The sequence below is a fragment of the Gordonia sp. VNK1 genome (assembly GCF_040049135.1).
GTDB classification, from domain to species: Bacteria; Actinomycetota; Actinomycetes; order Mycobacteriales; family Mycobacteriaceae; genus Gordonia; species Gordonia oleivorans.
The window spans coordinates 300,588-319,024 of record NZ_JBDZDJ010000003.1; the positions used below are offsets into that span (position 1 = coordinate 300,588).

15 protein-coding genes and 1 tRNA gene are annotated in these 18,437 nt (G+C 66.8%); 8 read left to right on the forward strand and 8 right to left on the reverse strand.

The window, feature by feature from the left end; genetic code table 11:
• The first annotated feature begins 127 nt into the window (after positions 1-127).
• Both ABLE94_RS05285 and ABLE94_RS05290 read left to right on the forward strand, forming a co-directional pair.
• On the forward strand, positions 128-544 hold the full coding sequence (locus tag ABLE94_RS05285) for a globin (protein ID WP_348803332.1): 417 nt from the start codon (positions 128-130) through the stop codon (positions 542-544).
• 486 nt (positions 545-1,030) lie between these two features.
• Positions 1,031-2,788, forward strand: coding sequence for a glycoside hydrolase family 13 protein (locus ABLE94_RS05290; RefSeq protein ID WP_425476147.1), 1,758 nt, complete (start codon positions 1,031-1,033; stop codon positions 2,786-2,788).
• Between the two features lie 12 nt (positions 2,789-2,800).
• On the opposite strand, the gene ABLE94_RS05295 is transcribed toward ABLE94_RS05290, so the two are convergent.
• The 4 genes from ABLE94_RS05295 to ettA form a co-directional block, all read right to left on the reverse strand.
• A complete protein-coding gene (locus ABLE94_RS05295) occupies positions 2,801-3,496 on the reverse strand; it encodes a DUF8010 domain-containing protein (protein WP_348803330.1) in 696 nt (231 codons plus the stop codon).
• Between the two features lie 10 nt (positions 3,497-3,506).
• On the reverse strand, positions 3,507-3,962 hold the full coding sequence (locus ABLE94_RS05300) for an acyl-CoA thioesterase (RefSeq protein ID WP_348808272.1): 456 nt from the start codon (positions 3,960-3,962) through the stop codon (positions 3,507-3,509).
• Positions 3,963-3,967: 5 nt separating this feature from the next.
• Positions 3,968-8,779, reverse strand: coding sequence for an NAD-glutamate dehydrogenase (locus ABLE94_RS05305; protein WP_425476145.1), 4,812 nt, complete (start codon positions 8,777-8,779; stop codon positions 3,968-3,970).
• Positions 8,780-8,972: 193 nt separating this feature from the next.
• Positions 8,973-10,646: an energy-dependent translational throttle protein EttA gene (gene ettA / locus ABLE94_RS05310; RefSeq protein WP_348808194.1), complete on the reverse strand. Its 1,674-nt coding sequence runs from the start codon at positions 10,644-10,646 to the stop codon at positions 8,973-8,975.
• A gap of 322 nt (positions 10,647-10,968) precedes the next feature.
• On the opposite strand from ettA, the gene ABLE94_RS05315 reads away from it, so the two are divergent.
• From ABLE94_RS05315 to ABLE94_RS05340, 6 genes are all read left to right on the forward strand, one after another.
• Positions 10,969-13,329 carry an arylsulfatase gene (locus ABLE94_RS05315; RefSeq protein ID WP_348808195.1) on the forward strand — a complete coding sequence of 787 codons (2,361 nt, stop codon included), beginning with the start codon at positions 10,969-10,971 and terminating at the stop codon, positions 13,327-13,329.
• Positions 13,330-13,414: 85 nt separating this feature from the next.
• A complete protein-coding gene (locus tag ABLE94_RS05320) occupies positions 13,415-14,257 on the forward strand; it encodes a formylglycine-generating enzyme family protein (RefSeq protein ID WP_425476148.1) in 843 nt (280 codons plus the stop codon).
• Between the two features lie 221 nt (positions 14,258-14,478).
• Positions 14,479-14,551 (forward strand) — tRNA-Arg (locus ABLE94_RS05325).
• 268 nt (positions 14,552-14,819) lie between these two features.
• Positions 14,820-14,972 (forward strand): hypothetical protein, encoded by a 153-nt coding sequence (locus ABLE94_RS05330; protein ID WP_348808197.1) that lies wholly within the window; start codon positions 14,820-14,822, stop codon positions 14,970-14,972.
• The gene (locus tag ABLE94_RS05335) at positions 14,969-15,397 is read left to right on the forward strand and encodes a hypothetical protein (RefSeq protein ID WP_348808198.1); all 429 of its coding nucleotides are present in this window, start codon (positions 14,969-14,971) and stop codon (positions 15,395-15,397) included. The genes ABLE94_RS05330 and ABLE94_RS05335 overlap by 4 nt, the downstream gene beginning before the upstream one ends.
• Positions 15,394-15,909: a hypothetical protein gene (locus ABLE94_RS05340; protein WP_348808199.1), complete on the forward strand. Its 516-nt coding sequence runs from the start codon at positions 15,394-15,396 to the stop codon at positions 15,907-15,909. The genes ABLE94_RS05335 and ABLE94_RS05340 overlap by 4 nt, the downstream gene beginning before the upstream one ends.
• Positions 15,910-16,322: 413 nt before the next feature.
• Here ABLE94_RS05340 and ABLE94_RS05345 read toward each other — a convergent pair whose 3' ends face one another.
• From ABLE94_RS05345 to ABLE94_RS05360, 4 genes are all read right to left on the reverse strand, one after another.
• A complete protein-coding gene (locus ABLE94_RS05345; RefSeq protein ID WP_348808200.1) occupies positions 16,323-16,577 on the reverse strand; it encodes a hypothetical protein in 255 nt (84 codons plus the stop codon).
• An 86-nt stretch (positions 16,578-16,663) separates the two neighbouring features.
• Positions 16,664-16,909 (reverse strand): hypothetical protein, encoded by a 246-nt coding sequence (locus ABLE94_RS05350; protein WP_348808201.1) that lies wholly within the window; start codon positions 16,907-16,909, stop codon positions 16,664-16,666.
• Complete coding sequence (locus ABLE94_RS05355; protein WP_348808202.1) at positions 16,910-17,758, reverse strand: phage major capsid protein; 849 nt, start codon at positions 17,756-17,758, stop codon at positions 16,910-16,912. It abuts the gene before it with no gap.
• Between the two features lie 150 nt (positions 17,759-17,908).
• Positions 17,909-18,370, reverse strand: a complete 462-nt coding sequence (locus ABLE94_RS05360) for a hypothetical protein (RefSeq protein WP_348808203.1) — start codon at positions 18,368-18,370, stop codon at positions 17,909-17,911.
• Between the last annotated feature and the right edge of the window lie 67 nt (positions 18,371-18,437).

The following is an 18,437-nucleotide window of genomic DNA, read 5'->3' on the forward strand; positions in this document are numbered from 1 at the left end:
CACATCGCGAACCTGCCGTGGACTTCTGCGTGTCATAGCCGTCTCCCGTGCGCGCACCGGTCGCGTCAAGTGGACCACGTCGAACGCGCTCGTGCACTCCCAATCGGGAGTGAGGGACAATGGACGGGTGAGTGCACAGCAGCCCGCCCAAGCACCCGACCAACGCTCCTTCTACGACGAGGTCGGTGGCGCCGAGACCTTCGAACGCCTGACCCACGCGTTCTACGCCGAGGTCGCCAAGGACGACATTCTCCGGCCGATGTACCCCGAGGCGGATCTCGGGCCGGCCGAACGACGTCTGCGGATGTTTCTCGAGCAGTACTGGGGCGGTCCCCGCACCTATTCGGAGGAACGAGGCCACCCACGGCTGCGGATGCGTCATCATCCGTACACCATCGGCCCGATCCAGCGCGATGCCTGGCTGCGCTGCATGCACATCGCGATCGCCTCGATCGACTCCGACACCCTCGACGACGCGCACCGCCGGGCCCTCGTCGACTACATGGAGATGGCCGCGCAGTCGATGGTGAACTCGCCGTTCTGAGTGCGCCCGGAGGGCATCGGCCCGACGCGACACGCCCGGGCAGCGACGCGCCGCACCAACCTCAATTCCTCACTGAAATCACAGGTGGTGCACAATTGCGACGTGAGCGATGAGACATCGAGCGCCGACTCGTCCGACCCCGATCATCCCGTATCGGATATCGAGAATGGTTCGGCCGCGCCGTCGGAAGAGCCGGGCGGGCCGGCAGCCACCACACCCTCCGGTGATGCCGTCGTCGGGCACGAGGGTGCCGGGCAGGATGTCGACGCGGACGCCGAGGTCGGCGAGGACGTAGCTCCCACCGAACCCGCGGTCGGCTCTGCGGCAACCGATGACACCCCGCCGGCCGATGACGAGGTGGCCGAGGTGGCCGACGATGAGGCATCCGACGACGAGGCTGTTGACGACGAGGCCGGTGACGACGTCACGGCAGTCCACGCCGATCCCGCCGAGAGCGTCGCACCTGCGGAAGACGTCACACCCGAGATCTCGGACGCCGAGATCCCCGACACCGGCGCCCCCGACACCGACGTCTCCGACACCGAGACCCCGGAGACCGATTCCGAACCGGAACAGGAACCGGCCGTGGCCGCAGTCGCCGATCAGGTGGTGGTGCCGCAACTCGATCCCGCCGACACCACCTGGTGGCAGTCGGCGGTGTTCTATCAGATCTATCCACGGTCGTTCTCCGACCTCGACGGCGACGGCGTCGGCGATCTCGCGGGCGTGATCGACAAACTCGGTTATCTCGAGTTGCTCGGTGTGGATGCGATCTGGCTGAGCCCGATCATGCGCTCCCCCATGGCCGATCACGGTTACGACGTCTCCGACCCGCGCGACATCGATCCGCTGTTCGGTGATCTCGCCGACTTCGACGATCTCATCGACGAGGCACACGACCGGGGCATCCGCGTCACCATGGACCTGGTCCCCAACCACACCAGCGACCGGCACGCATGGTTCACCGCGGCGTTGGCCGCCGCACCCGGCAGCCCCGAGCGGGCCCGCTACATCTTCCGCGACGGCGTGGGCGAGGGCGGCGATCAGCCACCCAACAACTGGCGCAGCGTCTTCGGCGGGCCGGCCTGGACCCGGGTCACCGAGGCCGACGGCAGTCCCGGGCAGTGGTATCTGCACGTCTTCGCCGCCGAGCAACCGGACCTGAACTGGGAGAATCCCGAGGTCTTCGCCGATCTCGAACGGACGCTGAGGTTCTGGCTCGACCGTGGCGTCGACGGGTTCCGCATCGACGTCGCGCACGGCATGGCCAAGCCCGAGGATCTTCCCGACATGGACCTGGAGTCGGTCGGCCTGTTGAGCAACAGCGACGACGACCCGCGCTTCAACAACTATGCGGTGCACGACATCCACCGCAAGATCCGCACGGTGATCGACGAGTACCCGGGCGCGGCGAATGTCGGTGAGATCTGGGTCGAGGACAACGAGCGATTCGCCGAGTATCTGCGGCCCGACGAGCTGCACCTGGGATTCAATTTCCGGCTCGCGAAGGCCGAGTTCACCGCCGAATCGGTACGTGATGCCATCGAGAACTCCCTCGATGCGGTGTTGTCGGTATCGGGTACCCCCACCTGGACACTGTCGAATCACGACGTCGAGCGTGAGGTGTCCCGCTATGCCCGCATCGATCAACGTGGAGACGATCAGGGCGGGGACGATTCGCCCATCGACCTCGCCGTCGGATCGGCGCGCGCCCGCGCCATGGCGATGGTCGAATTGGCCTTGCCCGGAACGGTGTTCATCTACAACGGCGCCGAACTCGGGCTGCCCAACGCCGATCTCCCCGACGAGGCCCTGCAGGATCCGGTGTGGGAACGGTCGGGTCACACCGAGCGTGGCCGCGACGGGTGCCGGGTGCCGATTCCCTGGGAGGGCACCGAACCGCCGTTCGGATTCAGCTCGTCACCGCAGACCTGGTTGCCGATGCCCGAGTCGTGGGCACCGTTCACCGTCGAACGTGAACTCGAAGACATCTCGTCGACGCTGTCGCTGTATCGGCAGGCGATCGAATTGCGGTATCAGCGACCGGAATTCGCCGGCGACACCGTCGAGTGGTACGGCGCCCCGGACGGCTGTCTGGCGTTCCGGCGGTCGGAGGGACGACTGGTGTGCGCGCTGAACACCACCGCCGACCCGGTTCCCCTGCCACCCGGTGAGGTGATCCTGGTGAGTGCACCACTGGTCGACGGGTACCTGGCACCGAATTCCGCCGCCTGGCTGGTCTGAGCTCCGCGTCTCTCAGCGCACCATCACATCGAGGTCGCGGTGGCGGCGCTGGTACACCGCGCCGTAACGGGCATCGATCCGAATCCAGGCCGCGGACATACGAATTCGGATGGGTTCGGCCGGGTCGACGGCCTCGACGTCGGAGTTCTCGGTGATCGCCCGGCCGTCGGCGTCACGCACGAACCCCATGGCGGTCAGGGCGAACAGCGACCGCATCGACACCGCGGCCGTCAGGTTGCCGTCGGCGGAGGCCACCTCCAGGACCGGCTGGTCGAGCAGCCCGGTCGCCGGCCCGTGGGCGCTGCCCTCCTCCCGCGCCACGCGCGCACCGTCGCGGGCCAGTTCCACCACCGCGCGGGCGGGCACATCGTCGACGTGCCGGTAGCCGGTCTGTAGGGGCAGTGCGCCGCGCCATGCCGAGTCGAACGGCATGCCGGGGTCCACCGCGGTCCCGGGTTCGGCCTGGGTCAACGCCTGTCGCAGCGTCGACGCATCGCATACCAGGTCGCGGGGCGCCATCCGGCCGAAGACCGCGCGGGTCACCAGCACCTCGAATCCGGTGTGCGACCACATTCCGATGAGCCCGTCGGGGCGTACCGACAGCCGCGTCACCGCCGACTCGTCGAGTCGGCTCGCCCGTGCCAGGAAGGCCACCGCGTCGGCCTTGTCCTCGGCCCGGTCCAGGGAGAGGAACCGTTCCGGATTCACTCGGCGCCCGTCACGATCCCGCCGTCACGACGAAGGACTCCAGGTACTCCCGTTCGGCGGGGGTCAACCGGCGCAGGCGCTGCCCGTCGACGTCGAATGCGACGAGCTGGGTGGAGGCGATCACCGCCGGTTTGTCGGTCGGTGACGCCCCGTGGGGGCGCACCTCGTAGGCCACGGTGAAGTCCACGGCGCGGACCTTCTCCACCCGCATCGTCACCACGATCGGTCCTTCGTCGTGGCGCAGCTGGGATTGGTACTTGACGTGCAGGTCGGCCACCACGCACCCGCGACGCAGATCCGCGGTGGGTCGTTCGTCGTAGAACAGCCACGGAATCCGGGCCTCCTCCAGCAACGTCACCATCCGGGCATGGTTGATGTGGGCGAACACATCCATGTCCGACCACCGCACCGGCACCTTGACCACGTAGCCGTTCGCGGTGGCGGTTCCCTCGTCCTCAAAGCTCATATTGGTCACCGGATCACGCTACGGAGTTGCCGCGCGGCCACCGACAGGGTGGCCAGGTCGAGGTTGCCCGCCTCCTCGATCTCGGTGAGCATCGCCCGGACCCGGGACAGCCGCGACGAGAAGGACCGCTCCCACTCGGAGATCTTCACCGCCGCACGCTCCTCGGGTTCGCTGACCTCGAGGATCTTCAGGGTCAGGGCGCGTAGCGCGCCATGCATGTCGTCGCGGAGAGCCAAGCGCGCCAACGCATGCCAGCGGTCGCCGTAGTCGAGGTTGCTAACCGCGGTGAGCAACTCCTCCAACCCGAAATGCTCCATCACCGCGAAGTACAGTTCACCGACCTCGACGGGATCACGGTCGGCGATCTCGGCGGCGTCGACGATGTCGAGCAGGCAGAAGCGGTGCAGGCTGATGGCCACCTCGTGTGCCAGATCCGGGGGCACACCCAGCGACCGGTAGTGCTCGACGCGATCGTCGACGTCGGTGGCCGATCCGCGCCCGAACCAGCTGTCCAGCAACGCCGACAGCGTGGCGACCCGTTCGGAGTACCGGGTCACCTCCGCGGCCATCGCCAGCGGCTGCGGGCGGAAGGCCAGCAACCACCGGGACCCGCGGAACAGCAGTCGCCGCGCGTACATCATCATCTCGTCGATCGCTTCGATGCTCGCGGCGCAATCCTGAACCCGGGCAAGGAGATCGGCCATCCCGAACACCTGGTCGGCGACGACGAATGCCCGCACCACCTCGTCGGTTCCGGCGCCGGTCGCCTCACTCAGGCGGAACAGGTGGGTGATCCCGGCCCGGTCGACCACGTCGTTGACCAGAACCGTCGTCACGATCTGACGGCGCAGGCGATGATCGCGGATACCGTCGGCGAACTGCCGGCGCAGCGCCACCGGGAAGTAGCCGTCGAGTTGTGCGTCGAACACGTCGTTGTCGGGTAGGTCGCTGGCCAGCAGGTCATCCTTGGCGGCCAGCTTCACGTGGGCCATCAGGGTCGCCAACTCGGGCGAGGTCAATCCACGATGGATATCCGAGGTGTGGCGCTTGTGCAGGGTGACCGGATCGGGCAGCGCCTCCAGCTTCAGGTTGACCCCTCGATGCGCCAGTTGCGCGAGCAGCCGTCCGTGGACGTCGACGCGTTCGGTGGAGTATGCGCGACCGAAGCCCAATTCCGCGTTCTGCGAGATGTTGTCGGCCAGAACCAGTGCGGAGACCTCGTCGGTCATCGACTCGAGCAACGGGTTACGCGCCTGCGAGTCGAGGTCCCCCGACGACACCGCGGCGTCGAGGAGGATCTTGATGTTCACCTCGTGATCGGAGCAGTCGACACCGGCGGAGTTGTCCATCGCGTCGGTGTTGACCCGGCCGCCCGCCAGATCGAACTCGATGCGGCCTCGTTCGGTGACTCCGAGATTGCCACCCTCGCCGATCACCTTGGCGCGCAGTTGTTCTCCGGTGACCCGGATGGCGTCGTTGGCCTTGTCCCCCACCTCTGCATCGGATTCGGTGGACGCCCGCACATAGGTCCCGATGCCACCGTTCCAGAGCAGGTCGACGGGGGCGAGCAGCACCGCCCGGATCAGATCCGGCGGCGACAATGCCGTCACATCGTCGGAAAGGCCGAGCGCCGAACGCATCTCGGCGCTCACCGGGATGGACTTGCGTTCCCGTGACCAGACTCCGCCGCCGGGACTGATCAGCGTGGCGTCGTAATCGGCCCACGACGAGCGCGGCAACGCGAACAACCGGGCCCGCTCGGCATACGACATGGCGGCGTCCGGGGTGGGATCGATGAACACATGCCGGTGATCGAACGCGGCGACCAACCGGATGTGCTCACTGAGCAGCATGCCGTTACCGAAGACGTCCCCGCTCATGTCGCCGATCCCGGCGACGGTGAATTCCTCTGCCTGGGTGTCGATTCCCATCTCCCGGAAATGCCGTTTGACCGATTCCCAGGCGCCGCGCGCGGTGATGCCCATCGCCTTGTGGTCATAACCGGCCGAGCCGCCCGAGGCGAAGGCGTCGCCGAGCCAGAAGCCGTAATCACCGGCCACCCCGTTGGCGATGTCGGAGAACGACGCGGTGCCCTTGTCCGCGGCCACCACGAGATACGGATCGTCGCCGTCGCGCCGCACCACCGAGCGGGCCGCGATGATCTCGCCGGTGGCCCGGTCGATGTTGTCGGTGACATCGAGGAGCCCGGAGATGAACCTGCGGTAGCACTCGATTCCCTCGGCCCGCAACGCATCCCGGTCCGCGGCCGGGTCACCGGTCGGGGCCGGCGGCCGCGCCAGCACGAAACCTCCCTTGGCCCCGAGCGGCACGATCACCGCGTTCTTCACCGCCTGCGCCTTGACCAGACCCAGGATCTCCGTGCGGAAATCCTCACGCCGGTCCGACCACCGCAAACCACCGCGGGCGACCGACCCGAACCGCAGATGCACGCCCTCGACCCGCGGCGAATACACCCAGATCTCGTGCAGCGGACGGGGTTCGGGCGCCTGCGGGATGTCACGCGGACGCAGTTTGAACGACATCACCGGACGGTGCCCACCGGACGTCGCCGGGTCGGACTCCACCTGCGGTCCGCCCGTCACATAGAAATTGGTCCGGTCGGTCGCGGTGACGACGGAGGTGAAGGCGGAGACGATCCGGTCGGCGTCGAGCGACAGGACCTCGCCGACCGCCTCGTGCAGGGCCGCCAGCACCGTCTCACGTCGTGCCGGGTCGCTCACGGCCGGGTCGAACGACACCTCGAACAGGTCGACCAGGCCGCGCGTGACATCGCGGTAGCGCCCCAGAGTTGCGGCGACATGCGTTGTGCTGTAAGCGAATCCGCACTGGCGCAGGTAACGCCCGTAGGCCCGCAGCATGGCCGCCGAACGCCAGGTCAGCCCGCACCGCATGATCAACTCGTTGTAGGCGTCGACCTCGGCATTACGACGCCAGATTTGGGTGAAGGCCTCGGTGAACCGCTGCGGGAGATCCTCGGCGGTCGCCATGTCGACCGACATCCCCGGGGCGAGCGCGACCGCGAACTCGTAGACATGACAGTCCGCACCGTCGGGACGGACCAGTTGGTAGGGGTGCTCGTCGATGACGTCGAGCCCCAGACTGTGCAGCACCGGCAGCACATCGGTCAGCGTCGCCGACTCACCGCACAGATAGAGTGTGAAATCCCAACGCGGAGCGGCGGAATCATCCTGCGAACGCCCCTTCAGGGTGACGGCCAGATCACCGGGGGCCAATCCGACCACCTGCGCGAGGTCGGCGACACCCGCGGTCGGCGCACGCTGATCCTTGTAGTCGTCGGGCAGCGAGCTGATCAGTCGCAGCATCGCGTCGGTGTCGACCCGCGCCGATGGTCCCGGAACCGCCGAGGTCACCCCGTCCGAGGCGGTGATCAGTTCACGGACACGTTCGTCCCAGCTCCGCACGGCCTCGGCGAGGGCCGCCTGCATGCGTTGTTGCACCTCGCTGCCGATGTCGACCGATCCCCAGGAGCGGGCCACCTCGGGGTCCACCCGGACCATCACCTGCAGTTGGGCCAGGGGACGCTCACTGACCCGCGCGGAGTACTCCAGGTCGGAGGCCTCGAGTATCCGGGTCACCTCCGATTGCAGGGCGAGTCGTGATGCGGTGTTGTAGCGGTCACGTGGCAGGTAGATCAGGGCGGTGGCGGCCTGCCCGCCCGGGTTGACGCGCAGGAAGACACGCAACGACCGGGTGGCCACCGCGTCGAGCATGTCGTCGACGCGTCGACTCAGTTCCGACGTCGAATCCTGGAACATCTCCACCAGGGGGTAGTTCTGCAGCAGTTCGACCATGGTGCGCCCGGCATAGGAATCCTCGTCGACCCCGGCCCGCCGGACCACCTCGTGCACCTTCGCGCGCAACGCCGGAACATCGAGCACCGTCTGATGCAGGCCCGAGGAGGTGAACACCCCGAGGAACCGGTGTTCGCCGGTCGGGGTGCCGTCGGCGTCGGCGGTCGGCAACTGGATGAGGATCGGATAGTTGGACCGCTGGATCCCCGTCTCGACGAACACCCGGGAGATCCGCGGTGCCGGCCGAGCCCCGTCGGCGAGGGGGAAACTGGGATCGACGTCGTCGGCCCGATAGATGCCCAGCCGCTCCTCGACACCGCCGCGCGCGGTGATCCGCTCATACCCCAATGTGACGAAGTGATTGCCCGCCAACCAGTCGAAGAGATCGGAGTGCTCGCGTCGGTCGATGTCGGCGGTCGCATCGCCCGCACCGTCGGGCATCGACACGCAGTCGGCACCACACCCCGTCAGCCGCTCCCGCATCGCCGGGGCGTCCTCGTCGACGTCCACGACGATGCCGATGACGCGCTTCAGTTGCGCGGCGAGAGCGTCGTCGTCGACCGACGCCCGGCCCGGCAACGCCGACACCGAGATCCACGACTCCGCCCGACCGTGCGCGTGGTCACCGATGTCGGTCAGCGTGCCCGCCGGGTCACGGGTCACCGCGATGATCGGGTGATCGATCCGACCGACGGTCAGACCCTGCCCCTCCAGGGTCGCCAGGACCGCCTCGACCAACAGCGGCATGTCGTCGTTGATCACCACGATCTCGGTGCCGCCAGAACCGCCGGTGACCACGTCGATGATCGACTCGCCGACGCCACGCACGGCGGCGACCTGCACGTGAGTCCGGATGCGGTCAACCTCACCGGAGTCCAGCGTCGCCGGGTCCAGGCGGGAGCGGCCGCGCCCACCGGCCTCGTCGATCGCACCAACCGATGTCGCCAGGTAGCAGGGAATGACTTGCGGCAGAAGCGAAGTCACATCCGTCAACGATGATCACCCTCTCATGGACGCGCCTTTTCACAGACGCTTCGACACACACCGGTCCATCCGCGAGCCTAGTGCCATCAGAGCGGCCGCGGCAGTCATCCACGGCACAACCACACTCGCCGCCCGGGAAGCCCCGGACGGCGAGTGAGGTGGTGGTGCAGTGAGGTGTCGTTGCGTCGCGAACTCAGTCGCGGGTGAGCTTGCGATGGGTCACCCGGTGCGGACGGGCCGCGTCGGCACCGAGGCGGTCGACCTTGTTGGCCTCATAGGCCTCGAAGTTGCCCTCGAACCAGAACCACTTGCCCTCCTCGACGTTGCCCTCCCACGCCAGGATGTGGGTACAGGTGCGGTCCAGGAACCAGCGATCGTGGGAGATGACCACCGCACAGCCGGGGAACTGTTCGAGCGCGTTCTCCAGCGAGCTCAGGGTCTCCACGTCGAGGTCGTTGGTCGGCTCGTCGAGCAGGATCAGGTTGCCGCCCTCTTTCAGGGTCAGCGCCAGGTTCAGGCGGTTGCGTTCACCACCGGAGAGCACCTCCGAGCGCTTCTGCTGATCCGGACCCTTGAAGCCGAACGCGGACACGTACGCACGCGACGGCATCTCGTTCTGGCCGACCTCGATGTAGTCGAGTCCGTCGGAGACGACCTCCCACACCGACTTCTTCGGGTCGATGTTCGCGCGCCCCTGGTCGACATAGCTGAGCTTCACGGTGTCGCCGACCTTGACGGTGCCCGAATCCGGCTCCTCGAGCCCGACGATCGTCTTGAACAGCGTCGTCTTACCCACGCCGTTGGGACCGATGACGCCGACGATGCCGTTGCGCGGCAGGGTGAACGAGAGGTCCTTGATCAGCACGCGCCCGTCGAAGCCCTTGTCGAGATGCGAGACGTCGACCACCACGTCACCCAGGCGCGGCGGCGTGGGGATCTGGATCTCCTCGAAGTCGAGCTTGCGCGTCTTCTCCGCCTCGGCGGCCATCTCCTCGTAGCGGGCCAGACGCGCCTTGTTCTTGGTCTGGCGGGCCTTGGCGCCCGAGCGCACCCAGGCGAGTTCTTCCTTGAGCCGCTTCTGCAGCTTCTGGTCCTTCTTGCCCTGGACCTCGAGTCGCTCGGCCTTCTTCTCCAGATAGGTGGAGTAGTTGCCCTGATACGGGATCAGCTTGCCGCGGTCGACCTCGCAGATCCATTCCGCGACGTGGTCGAGGAAGTAGCGATCGTGGGTCACGGCCAGGACGGCGCCGGGGTAGCTCGCGAGGAACTGCTCGAGCCACAGCACGCTCTCGGCGTCGAGGTGGTTGGTCGGCTCGTCGAGCAGCAGCAGATCCGGCTTGGACAGCAGCAGCTTGCACAGCGCGACGCGACGACGTTCACCACCGGACAGGTGGGTGACCGGCGCGTCGCCGGGCGGGCAGCGCAGCGCGTCCATCGCCTGCTCGAGCTGGGAATCCATGTCCCAGGCGTCGGCGTTGTCGAGATCCTCCTGGAGTTTGCCCATCTCCTCCATGAGTTCGTCGGAGTAGTCGGTGGCGAGCAGTTCGGCGATCTCGTTGAAGCGATCGAGCTTCACCTTGATCTCGCCCATGCCCTCCTCGACGTTCTGCTTGACCGTCTTCTCCTCGTTGAGCGGCGGCTCCTGCAGCAGGATGCCGACGGTCGCGTCGGGATCGAGGAAGGCCTCGCCGTTGGACGGCTGGTCGATGCCGGCCATGATCTTCAGGATCGACGACTTACCCGCGCCGTTGGGGCCCACGACGCCGATCTTGGCGCCCGGGAAGAACGACATGGTGACATCGTCGAGAATGACCTTGTCACCGTGCGCCTTGCGCACCTTCTTCATGGTGTAGATGAACTCAGCCACGCCACAACCTCTCTACCAGCGGTTCGGGCGTCAGGAGCCATCGCGCCCGTGCACCGCGAATCCCGCCGGGAGTTCGTCGGACGCCACAGGGCACGACCCTGACACAACGGTTGTCCAGTCTAGTCGCACACCACGAGACCCAGATCGGCCCGGTGGTCTGCGAGGTGGGCTGCGAGGCCCCGTCGTGGCTCAAACGAGGCTTCACCGCACCGACCACATCGATCACATATCGGTCATTTCATCCGAGACGTATGACGCCGGAGCCCGATGACGCTGCCACGGTGGTCAGGACCCGGAATTGTGGACGCACCCAGGAGCACCGATGGCATCGCACGGCAAGGCCAAGATCGCACTCGACATCCGGGACTCGACCCCGGACTGGGACCCGTACCTCCCACCGCGCGCCGACGACGACGCGCCCAACGTGCTGTTCCTGGCATGGGACGACCTCGGCTACGCCACGATGGACATCTTCGGCGGCCCCGTGGAGACCCCGAACATGAAACGCATCGCCGACCGGGGTGTCACCTTCGCCAACTTCCACACGACCGCACTGTGCTCGCCGACCCGGGCATCGCTGCTGACCGGGCGCAACGCGACCAGCAACGGGATGGCCACCATCGCCGAGTTCTCCTCGGGGTTCCCGGGAATCTCCACCCGCATCCCGTTCGAGAACGGCTTCATCTCCGAGGTTCTCGCCGGACGCGGCTACAACACCTACTGCGTCGGCAAGTGGCATCTGACCCCCGGTGAGGAGTGCAACCTCGCCGCCTTCAAGGGCCGTTGGCCACTCGGACGTGGATTCGAGCGTTTCTACGGCTGGTTGGGTGGCGAGACGAACAACTGGTACCCGGATCTGGTGTATGACAACCACCAGATCGATCCGCCGGCCCGGCCCGAGGACGGCTACCACCTGGCGCCCGATCTCGCCGACAAGTCGATCGAGTTCATCCGCGACTCCAAGACCATCGACCCGGACAAGCCGTTCTTCCTCTATCTCGCACCCCAGGCCGGGCACGCGCCCCACCAGGCCCCGACCGAGTGGATCGACAAGTACAAGGGCGTCTTCGACGAGGGCTACGAGGCCATCCGTGAAGGGATCCTGGCCCGCCAGATCGAACTCGGTCTGCTGCCCGAGGGCACCGAACTCTCCGGCATCAACCCCCACGGCGAACCCGACCGCACCGGGCCTGAAGGCCAGCCGTGGCCCAAGCTCGACACCGTTCGCCCGTGGGACACCCTCGACGACGACGAGAAGAAACTCTTCTCCCGGATGGCCGAGATCTTCGCCGGCTACATCTCCTACTGGGATCACCACATGGGCCGCGTGCTGGACTACCTCGAGGAGTCCGGCCAGATCGACAACACGCTGATCGTCGTCATCTCCGACAACGGCGCCAGCGGCGAGGGCGGTCCGAACGGCGAGTTCAACGAGTGGCGCTTCTTCAACGGCCTACCCAGCGATACCGCGGCGACCCTCGAGCAGATCGACGCCCTCGGCGGCCCGACCTCCTACAACCACTACAACACCGGTTGGGCCTGGGCCCTGGACACCCCGTTCCCCTACTGGAAGCGCTGGGCAGGCGCCGAAGGCGGTGTCGCCGACACCTGCCTGGTGTCGTGGCCGGCAAAGATCCCGGCCTCACCGACGCCCCGTCAGCAGTACGTGCATGCGGTGGACATCGTGCCGACCGTCTACGACCTGCTCGGCATCGTGCCTCCGGACCAGATCAATGGGTACCCGCAGGCGGAGATCGAGGGCGAGAGCTTTGCGCCCGCACTGACCGATCCGGACGCCCCGGGCAAGAGCACGCAGTTCTACACCATGCTCGGACAGCGCGCGATCTATCACGAGGGCTGGCTGGCCTCGACGGTTCATCCGCCATTGTCGGGGTGGGGCCACTTCGACTCCGACGAGTGGGAGCTGTTCCACCTCGAGACCGACCGGGCTCAGAAGTACAACGTCGCCGCCGAGCACCCCGAACGCGTCGAACAGCTCAAGCAGTTGTGGTTCTACTACGCGGGGATCTACAACGGCCTGCCGCTCGACGACCGCAGCGCCCTCGAACAGGTGCTCGCCGACCGGCCGAAGGGCGCACCGCCGCGCGGCCGCTATGAGTATTTCCCCGGCACCGCCGACGTTCCCGAATCCGCCGGTGCCGCGATCAACGGCCGCTCCTACACCATCGTCGCCGGCGCCGAGGTGGACTCGGCCGACGCCGAGGGCGTGCTCTACGCGCATGGCGGTGTGGCCGGCGGACACAGTCTGTACATCAAGGATCACCGGCTGAACTACGCCTTCAACTGGGTGGGCACGCATGTCCAGACCATCACCGCCGACGACGAGATAACCCCGGGCCGACACACCTTCACCGCGGAGTTCCAGGTCGACGGCCCGCACAAAGACCCGGCCATGCCCGGCTTCGAGGGCACCCTGACCCTCTACGTCGACGACAAGGCGGTCGGCTCGGACACCATCGTGACCCAACCCGGCAACTTCTGCCTCGTCGGTGACGGCATCTGCGTGGGCCGCGACAGCGCGTCGCCGGTGACGCCCGACTACGCCGATCGCGGTACCTTCGAGTTCACCGGCGGCACCATCGACAAGGTCGTCGTCGATGTCTCGGGCGACCGCTTCGTCGACCACGAGGCGCAGGTCCGGGCCTGGCTGTCGATGGACTGAACACATGGGGGTGACCGAGGTGAGCACTGGCCACACCTCCGGGCAGCTCACCGACCTGGTCGAGTTGCCCGGCGGGCGGTTCCGGATGGGATCGAACCGCTTCTATCCCGAGGAACGCCCGGTCCACGAGCGGTCGGTCGACGCCTTCGCCATGGAGATCCACCCGGTTACCAACGCCCAGTACGCGGCATTCGTGACCGCCACCGGATACGTCACGGTTGCCGAACGCGCACTCGACGCCGCCGACTTCCCGGGCGCCGATCCGGCCGATCTGGTGCCCGGGGCGCTGGTGTTCACCCCCACGGAAGGCCCCGTCGACCTGCGGGACTGGCGGCAGTGGTGGCGGTGGGTACCCAGCGCATCGTGGCGACACCCGCTCGGCCCGGACTCCGCCATCGACGACCGCGAGAACCACCCGGTCGTGCAGATCGCCTACGCCGACGCGGTGGCCTACGCCGAGTGGGCGGGCCGGCGTCTGCCCACCGAGGCCGAGTGGGAGTACGCGGCGCGCGGCGGGCTGGACGGACTCGAGTACGCCTGGGGCGACGAGTTGCATCCCGACGGAAAGGTCGTGGCCAACACCTGGATCGGCCGGTTCCCCTACCGCAACGAGGGATGGGGTGGCACATCGCCGGTCGGCACCTACGACCCCAACCCGTTCGGGCTGCTGGACATGATCGGCAATGTGTGGGAACGCACCTCCGATGTGTTCACGCCGCGGCACGTGCCGCCGGATCTGACCACTGTGTCTGCGCAGGGCCGACCCGATCTCCTCGCTCCGACGACCTCGCCGCAGGTCATGCGCGTCACCAAGGGTGGGTCGCACCTGTGCTCACCGCAGTACTGCTGCCGGTATCGTCCCGCAGCGCGGTCCCCGCAGTCCGACGACTCGGCCACCTCGCACCTCGGCTTCCGCTGCGTGCTCTGATCCCCACCCCCGACAGCGCCCTCTCCACCCCCGAAAGCGAGTACGCCATCGGCCCGGCGGAGAACGCCGCCGGCAGGTTCAAGGGCGCCGTCGGCCTCACAGTTGTCCACCGGGCGATCTCGGGGCGACACCTGTCGCAGGTCGGGCTCCGACCGGACTCGGTGCCAGTGATACGACCCGATATACTCGCCACGCCGTGACCGGGTCGCCCGCTGCGGCACGCCTCCGTAGCTCAGGGGATAGAGCAGCTGCCTTCTAATCAGCTGGTCGCAGGTTCGAATCCTGCCGGGGGCACAGTATCAATGCAGGTCAGAGGGATTTCCAGCCCGAATCGCTGGCCATGTGCGATCACCGTGTCATCCCGGACATTCTGCCGTTGGAAACAAGAACGGCCCCGGTCGGTGTGGGAGCACCTTCCGAGGCCTCGGCCCAACGGAAGCGACCCGATGAACCGTTCCCCCAGCATATTCACCTACGCCGTGACCGTTGTGGTCGCGGTGTTGTTCTACCTCGTGCCGATCGCCGTCATGGCCGCGTGCATCCACCTTGGGTGGTACGCGCGATGACCCTCGACGAAGCCACCCAGATCATCGCCGACACCCGAGCCATCCTGCTGGGCACACGCCTCTGCTTCCGCAAGGTCACCGTCCCGCAGCTGCTCCTTGCGGCCGACGTCCTCGGAGTCACGCCCAGCGAAGCGCTGGGGCTGTCATGAGCGCGCCGGCCTTCGCGACCCGAGATGACGCGGTCGCTGACGTCGTGACGGCGATCGAGTCCACCGGCGAGGTCACCGACGCGTACGCCGAGTACGACGTGGATGCGATCTGCGACGAGGTGATCGGCGACTACAAGAGCGGCTACGCCCCACGCGTAACCGTGCGCGAGTTCTGGGCGTGCGTCGCCCGCCACGCGCTGCCCGCCGCCGATCCCGGCCGTAAGACGTTGGAAGAGATGATCTCTCACGCCTGGGACCTCGCAGAGCGCGCCCAGAACGCCGGGACACCACAACCGGTCCTCGACCTGCTGCTCGACGCGCTGTGGGCGCTTGAGGATCACCTCGACCACGGCAACGGCAATAGGGCCGCGTGTGTCATCGCTCTCGCGCAAGCCGCGGTCGTGGTGGGACGGTGCATCGCATGAACGAGTTCAACGCGGGGGTGCGGGCCGCGAAAGAACGGCTGGCAGACGAGGGCAACCCGAGCGAGGTAGCGACCTTCATTCTCGAGGTCCAGGATCTGCCGCTCGACGACCCGTTCTACCGCGGGTACCGGGCGCAAATGGCGTACGTCTTGCGCCGCTGGTGCCTGCATTGCAGCACCATCTTCGACGTCCCTAATCGGTGGCGGTGCTGCCCGGCCTGCCTGCCGATCGAGTACGCCGACGGCGAGAATCAGTCCATCGAGGATCTGACGCGACGGGTCCAGCTCGACGACGACGCGGCACTAGAGGTCCTGATCGACAGCGACGGCCGCGCGTTTCTCGTCTTCGCGTCCGGCCCCGGCTCATACACACCCATCCCGACGCCGGCGCACGAGCGACTCGGCCCGCTTTCAATGGACGTGCGCGCCCGGATCAACCGATCGCGATGCGGCCGCATGACCCGCTCGGGCAAGCCTTGCCGCAACCGACAGCCTTGCCGGTATCACCGCTGACTGTCTGACCCTCTCCGTGGTGCTCATCACCACACAGCCCCGACGGTCAACCGTTGTGATCATCCCAATGGTTGCCGGGTTCGATTCCCGGCAAGGGCACGCTGCGCACAACCGATCCGACCGTGCGCCCGGTCGCTCTCGAACAGTCCGACCGCATAACCGACTGACAGCACGTAGCCCAGTCCCTCACCGTGCTTGAGGGCCACCACTCGCGTCGTCGCGAAACGAGAGCCGGTGCCACAGCGGTACCGCCTACCCTCGGGGTCAGGTGGCAACACGTCGTGGCCCAGATGCGATATGGGGTGATGGTCTCGTGGGTCGACGGTGTGAGGGATCGACACCGGCACCAGTCTGACCGTAGGGCAGTCCGTTGGCCCTGCTCGGGAAGTGTCCGCCCCGTACAGGTATGGGGGTCAGGCTCCCGACTTCCGGAACCTGTTCGCGTCGAACGCTACGACGGTCCCGGTGTCGTTACCCTCCGGCTTGGGCTTGTTGGCCGCCCGTAACCGCAGGATCTCGGCCTTGGCTCGCTCGAGCTGGCCGTTGATGTTCCCGCGCAGCTGGGGCATCTCTTCGAATGTCTCCGAGAGCAGCTTGTACCGCAACTCGGCCTCGGCCAGATCGTCCTTGGCGACCATGGCCTCGTTCAGCGTCTCGTACTTCGCCATCAGACGACCTTTCCGGGGGGAGGGGGGTAGGGGGGTGACACACACATTCGCCAATGCCAGAGGGGCGAGTGGCCGAGGTGGGTGGATCACTCCCCCTGGGTGCGGATGTGGTGCATGAGCTGTGCGAGTTGTTCTGCGTCGAGGGGAAGCAGTCGGGATAGGTCGGCGGCGATGGTGTGTGCGTCGTCGGGTCTGAGTCTGATCTCGATGACGCCGAGCGGGGCTGGGCATTCAAATCTCAGCCCGATGAACAGGGTTGTGTCGTCGATGGCGCCGACTATCGTCGCGGCCGACTCAGCGACCGCGACGATAGGTGCGGGCTCGTTGTTCACCTACGAGCCGCTGGTGGCGACGGTGAACTTGCCGACGCGGCTGGGCTTGACGACGTTGGCGCCGAATCGCCAGATGCAGCGGACGGCGATGGAGTCGGCGGCGAAGTAGGCGTGTTCACTGATGGATACCTGGACGGCTCCGACTGCGGAGACGACGGCGGTCTTGTCGATGACGAGTCCGGTGTTGGCTGGTGCGGCCGATGAGACGATGACCGGCAGGTCGAGGAGGAACTTCTGTGCGTCACTCGCTCCGGTGCCGAGCAGTGTGCTGTTGAAGTCGGCGCCGATCTTGAGCTTGCGCAGTGATGCCCACGCCGTCGGGGAGAGCACGATGTGGCTCGGGGTGCTGCCGTTGGTAGCCAACGTGGCGAGGAGGTCGACGAGGGTGTCGAGATCGCCGGTGACCGAGCCGCCGTTGACGATGCCGGGGATGTTGAGCAGTCCGGCGGGTGGGGTGACGGCGGGGCTGGTGGGTGCTGCCTGCGCGATGTAGGCGGTGTTGCCGGCCTTGGTCACTGCGCGGGCCACGCTGGTGGACAGTAGTTCGGACGCATTGGGCTGGGCGAACTGTTCGCGGCTGAGCCGGATGATTTGCGCGACCTTGCCGGTGGGCACGAGGCATTCGCTCAATCCGGGGTCGGCCTCGTCGATCGTCACGCCTTCGGCGGTGAACGACGCGGTGGCGTCGTCGATGTACTGGACGCGGACGAGTGGCGCGTCACCTTCGATGCTGCCGGACACGGTGGAGGTTTGAAGGATCAGTGCCTCGGGTACTGCATCTGCTGCGGCTACGGCGGTGAGGTCGGGTGCCCATGCCTTGGTGCTGGTGAGTGTGGTTTCGGTGGTCATGTGTTGCTCCTTACGGGTTCGGAACGCGAAAGCCGCGCACCGTGGGGTGTTTGTCCTCGGTGCGCGGCTCGCGTCGTCCGGTGCCCGCGTGGGCTACTGCGTTGTGCCAGGTGGGTGACTCACCCGAATTCTGCTGGCGTCACAGCCATTCTACGCGTTGAACGCGGATTTCCATGGATCTGGCCGTGAGCGGTCGGTGCCGGTGCCTTCCATCGGGACGACCGGGCCGCGGCGTAGGCGTTGCTGAGAGCTTTGTAGTCCCAGTTGTTCTCGTGCGGACTTCACTGCCTCGGTCACCTTGTCTGCGTCGATGGTGCCGTCGTCTCCGACGAGGGTGTCAAGCTTTACGCCAGCCGTCCATAGTGCCGCCGGTTTCTCGATGAGGTCAGCGGCGAGGCGTTCAACCTCACTGCGTTGCAACGCTTCCAGCCGCTCGGCGAGGGTGTCGCGTTCGGCTTGCGCTTCGCGTAGCTGTAGGCGGTAGCGGGCCTCCCGTTTGCTGGGCGGCTCGGGGGTCTCGGCCTGGTCGGGTTGACCGGCGCCCTCCAGCTGGTCGTTGACCTCGGTGTCAGTAGCGGTGTCGTTCGATTCGTCAATCTCGTTGTATTCCATTGCGTTTCCTTTCACTTTCAGTGGGTGTGCTGACGGTCTATGTAGGCGGTGATGCAGGCTTCGCAGG

What these genes read in the sequence shown, in the direction of transcription:
- ABLE94_RS05300 (WP_348808272.1), bottom strand. Translation starts at nt 3,962, where the DNA reads ATGAGCTTTGAGGACGAGGGAACCGCCACCGCGAACGGCTACGTGGTC.
- ABLE94_RS05315 (WP_348808195.1), top strand. Translation starts at nt 10,969, where the DNA reads ATGGCATCGCACGGCAAGGCCAAGATCGCACTCGACATCCGGGACTCG.
- ABLE94_RS05320 (WP_425476148.1), top strand. Translation starts at nt 13,415, where the DNA reads ATGGGATCGAACCGCTTCTATCCCGAGGAACGCCCGGTCCACGAGCGG.
- ABLE94_RS05330 (WP_348808197.1), top strand. Translation starts at nt 14,820, where the DNA reads ATGACCCTCGACGAAGCCACCCAGATCATCGCCGACACCCGAGCCATC.
- ABLE94_RS05335 (WP_348808198.1), top strand. Translation starts at nt 14,969, where the DNA reads ATGAGCGCGCCGGCCTTCGCGACCCGAGATGACGCGGTCGCTGACGTC.
- ABLE94_RS05340 (WP_348808199.1), top strand. Translation starts at nt 15,394, where the DNA reads ATGAACGAGTTCAACGCGGGGGTGCGGGCCGCGAAAGAACGGCTGGCA.
- ABLE94_RS05345 (WP_348808200.1), bottom strand. Translation starts at nt 16,577, where the DNA reads ATGGCGAAGTACGAGACGCTGAACGAGGCCATGGTCGCCAAGGACGAT.
- ABLE94_RS05355 (WP_348808202.1), bottom strand. Translation starts at nt 17,758, where the DNA reads ATGACCACCGAAACCACACTCACCAGCACCAAGGCATGGGCACCCGAC.
- ABLE94_RS05360 (WP_348808203.1), bottom strand. Translation starts at nt 18,370, where the DNA reads ATGGAATACAACGAGATTGACGAATCGAACGACACCGCTACTGACACC.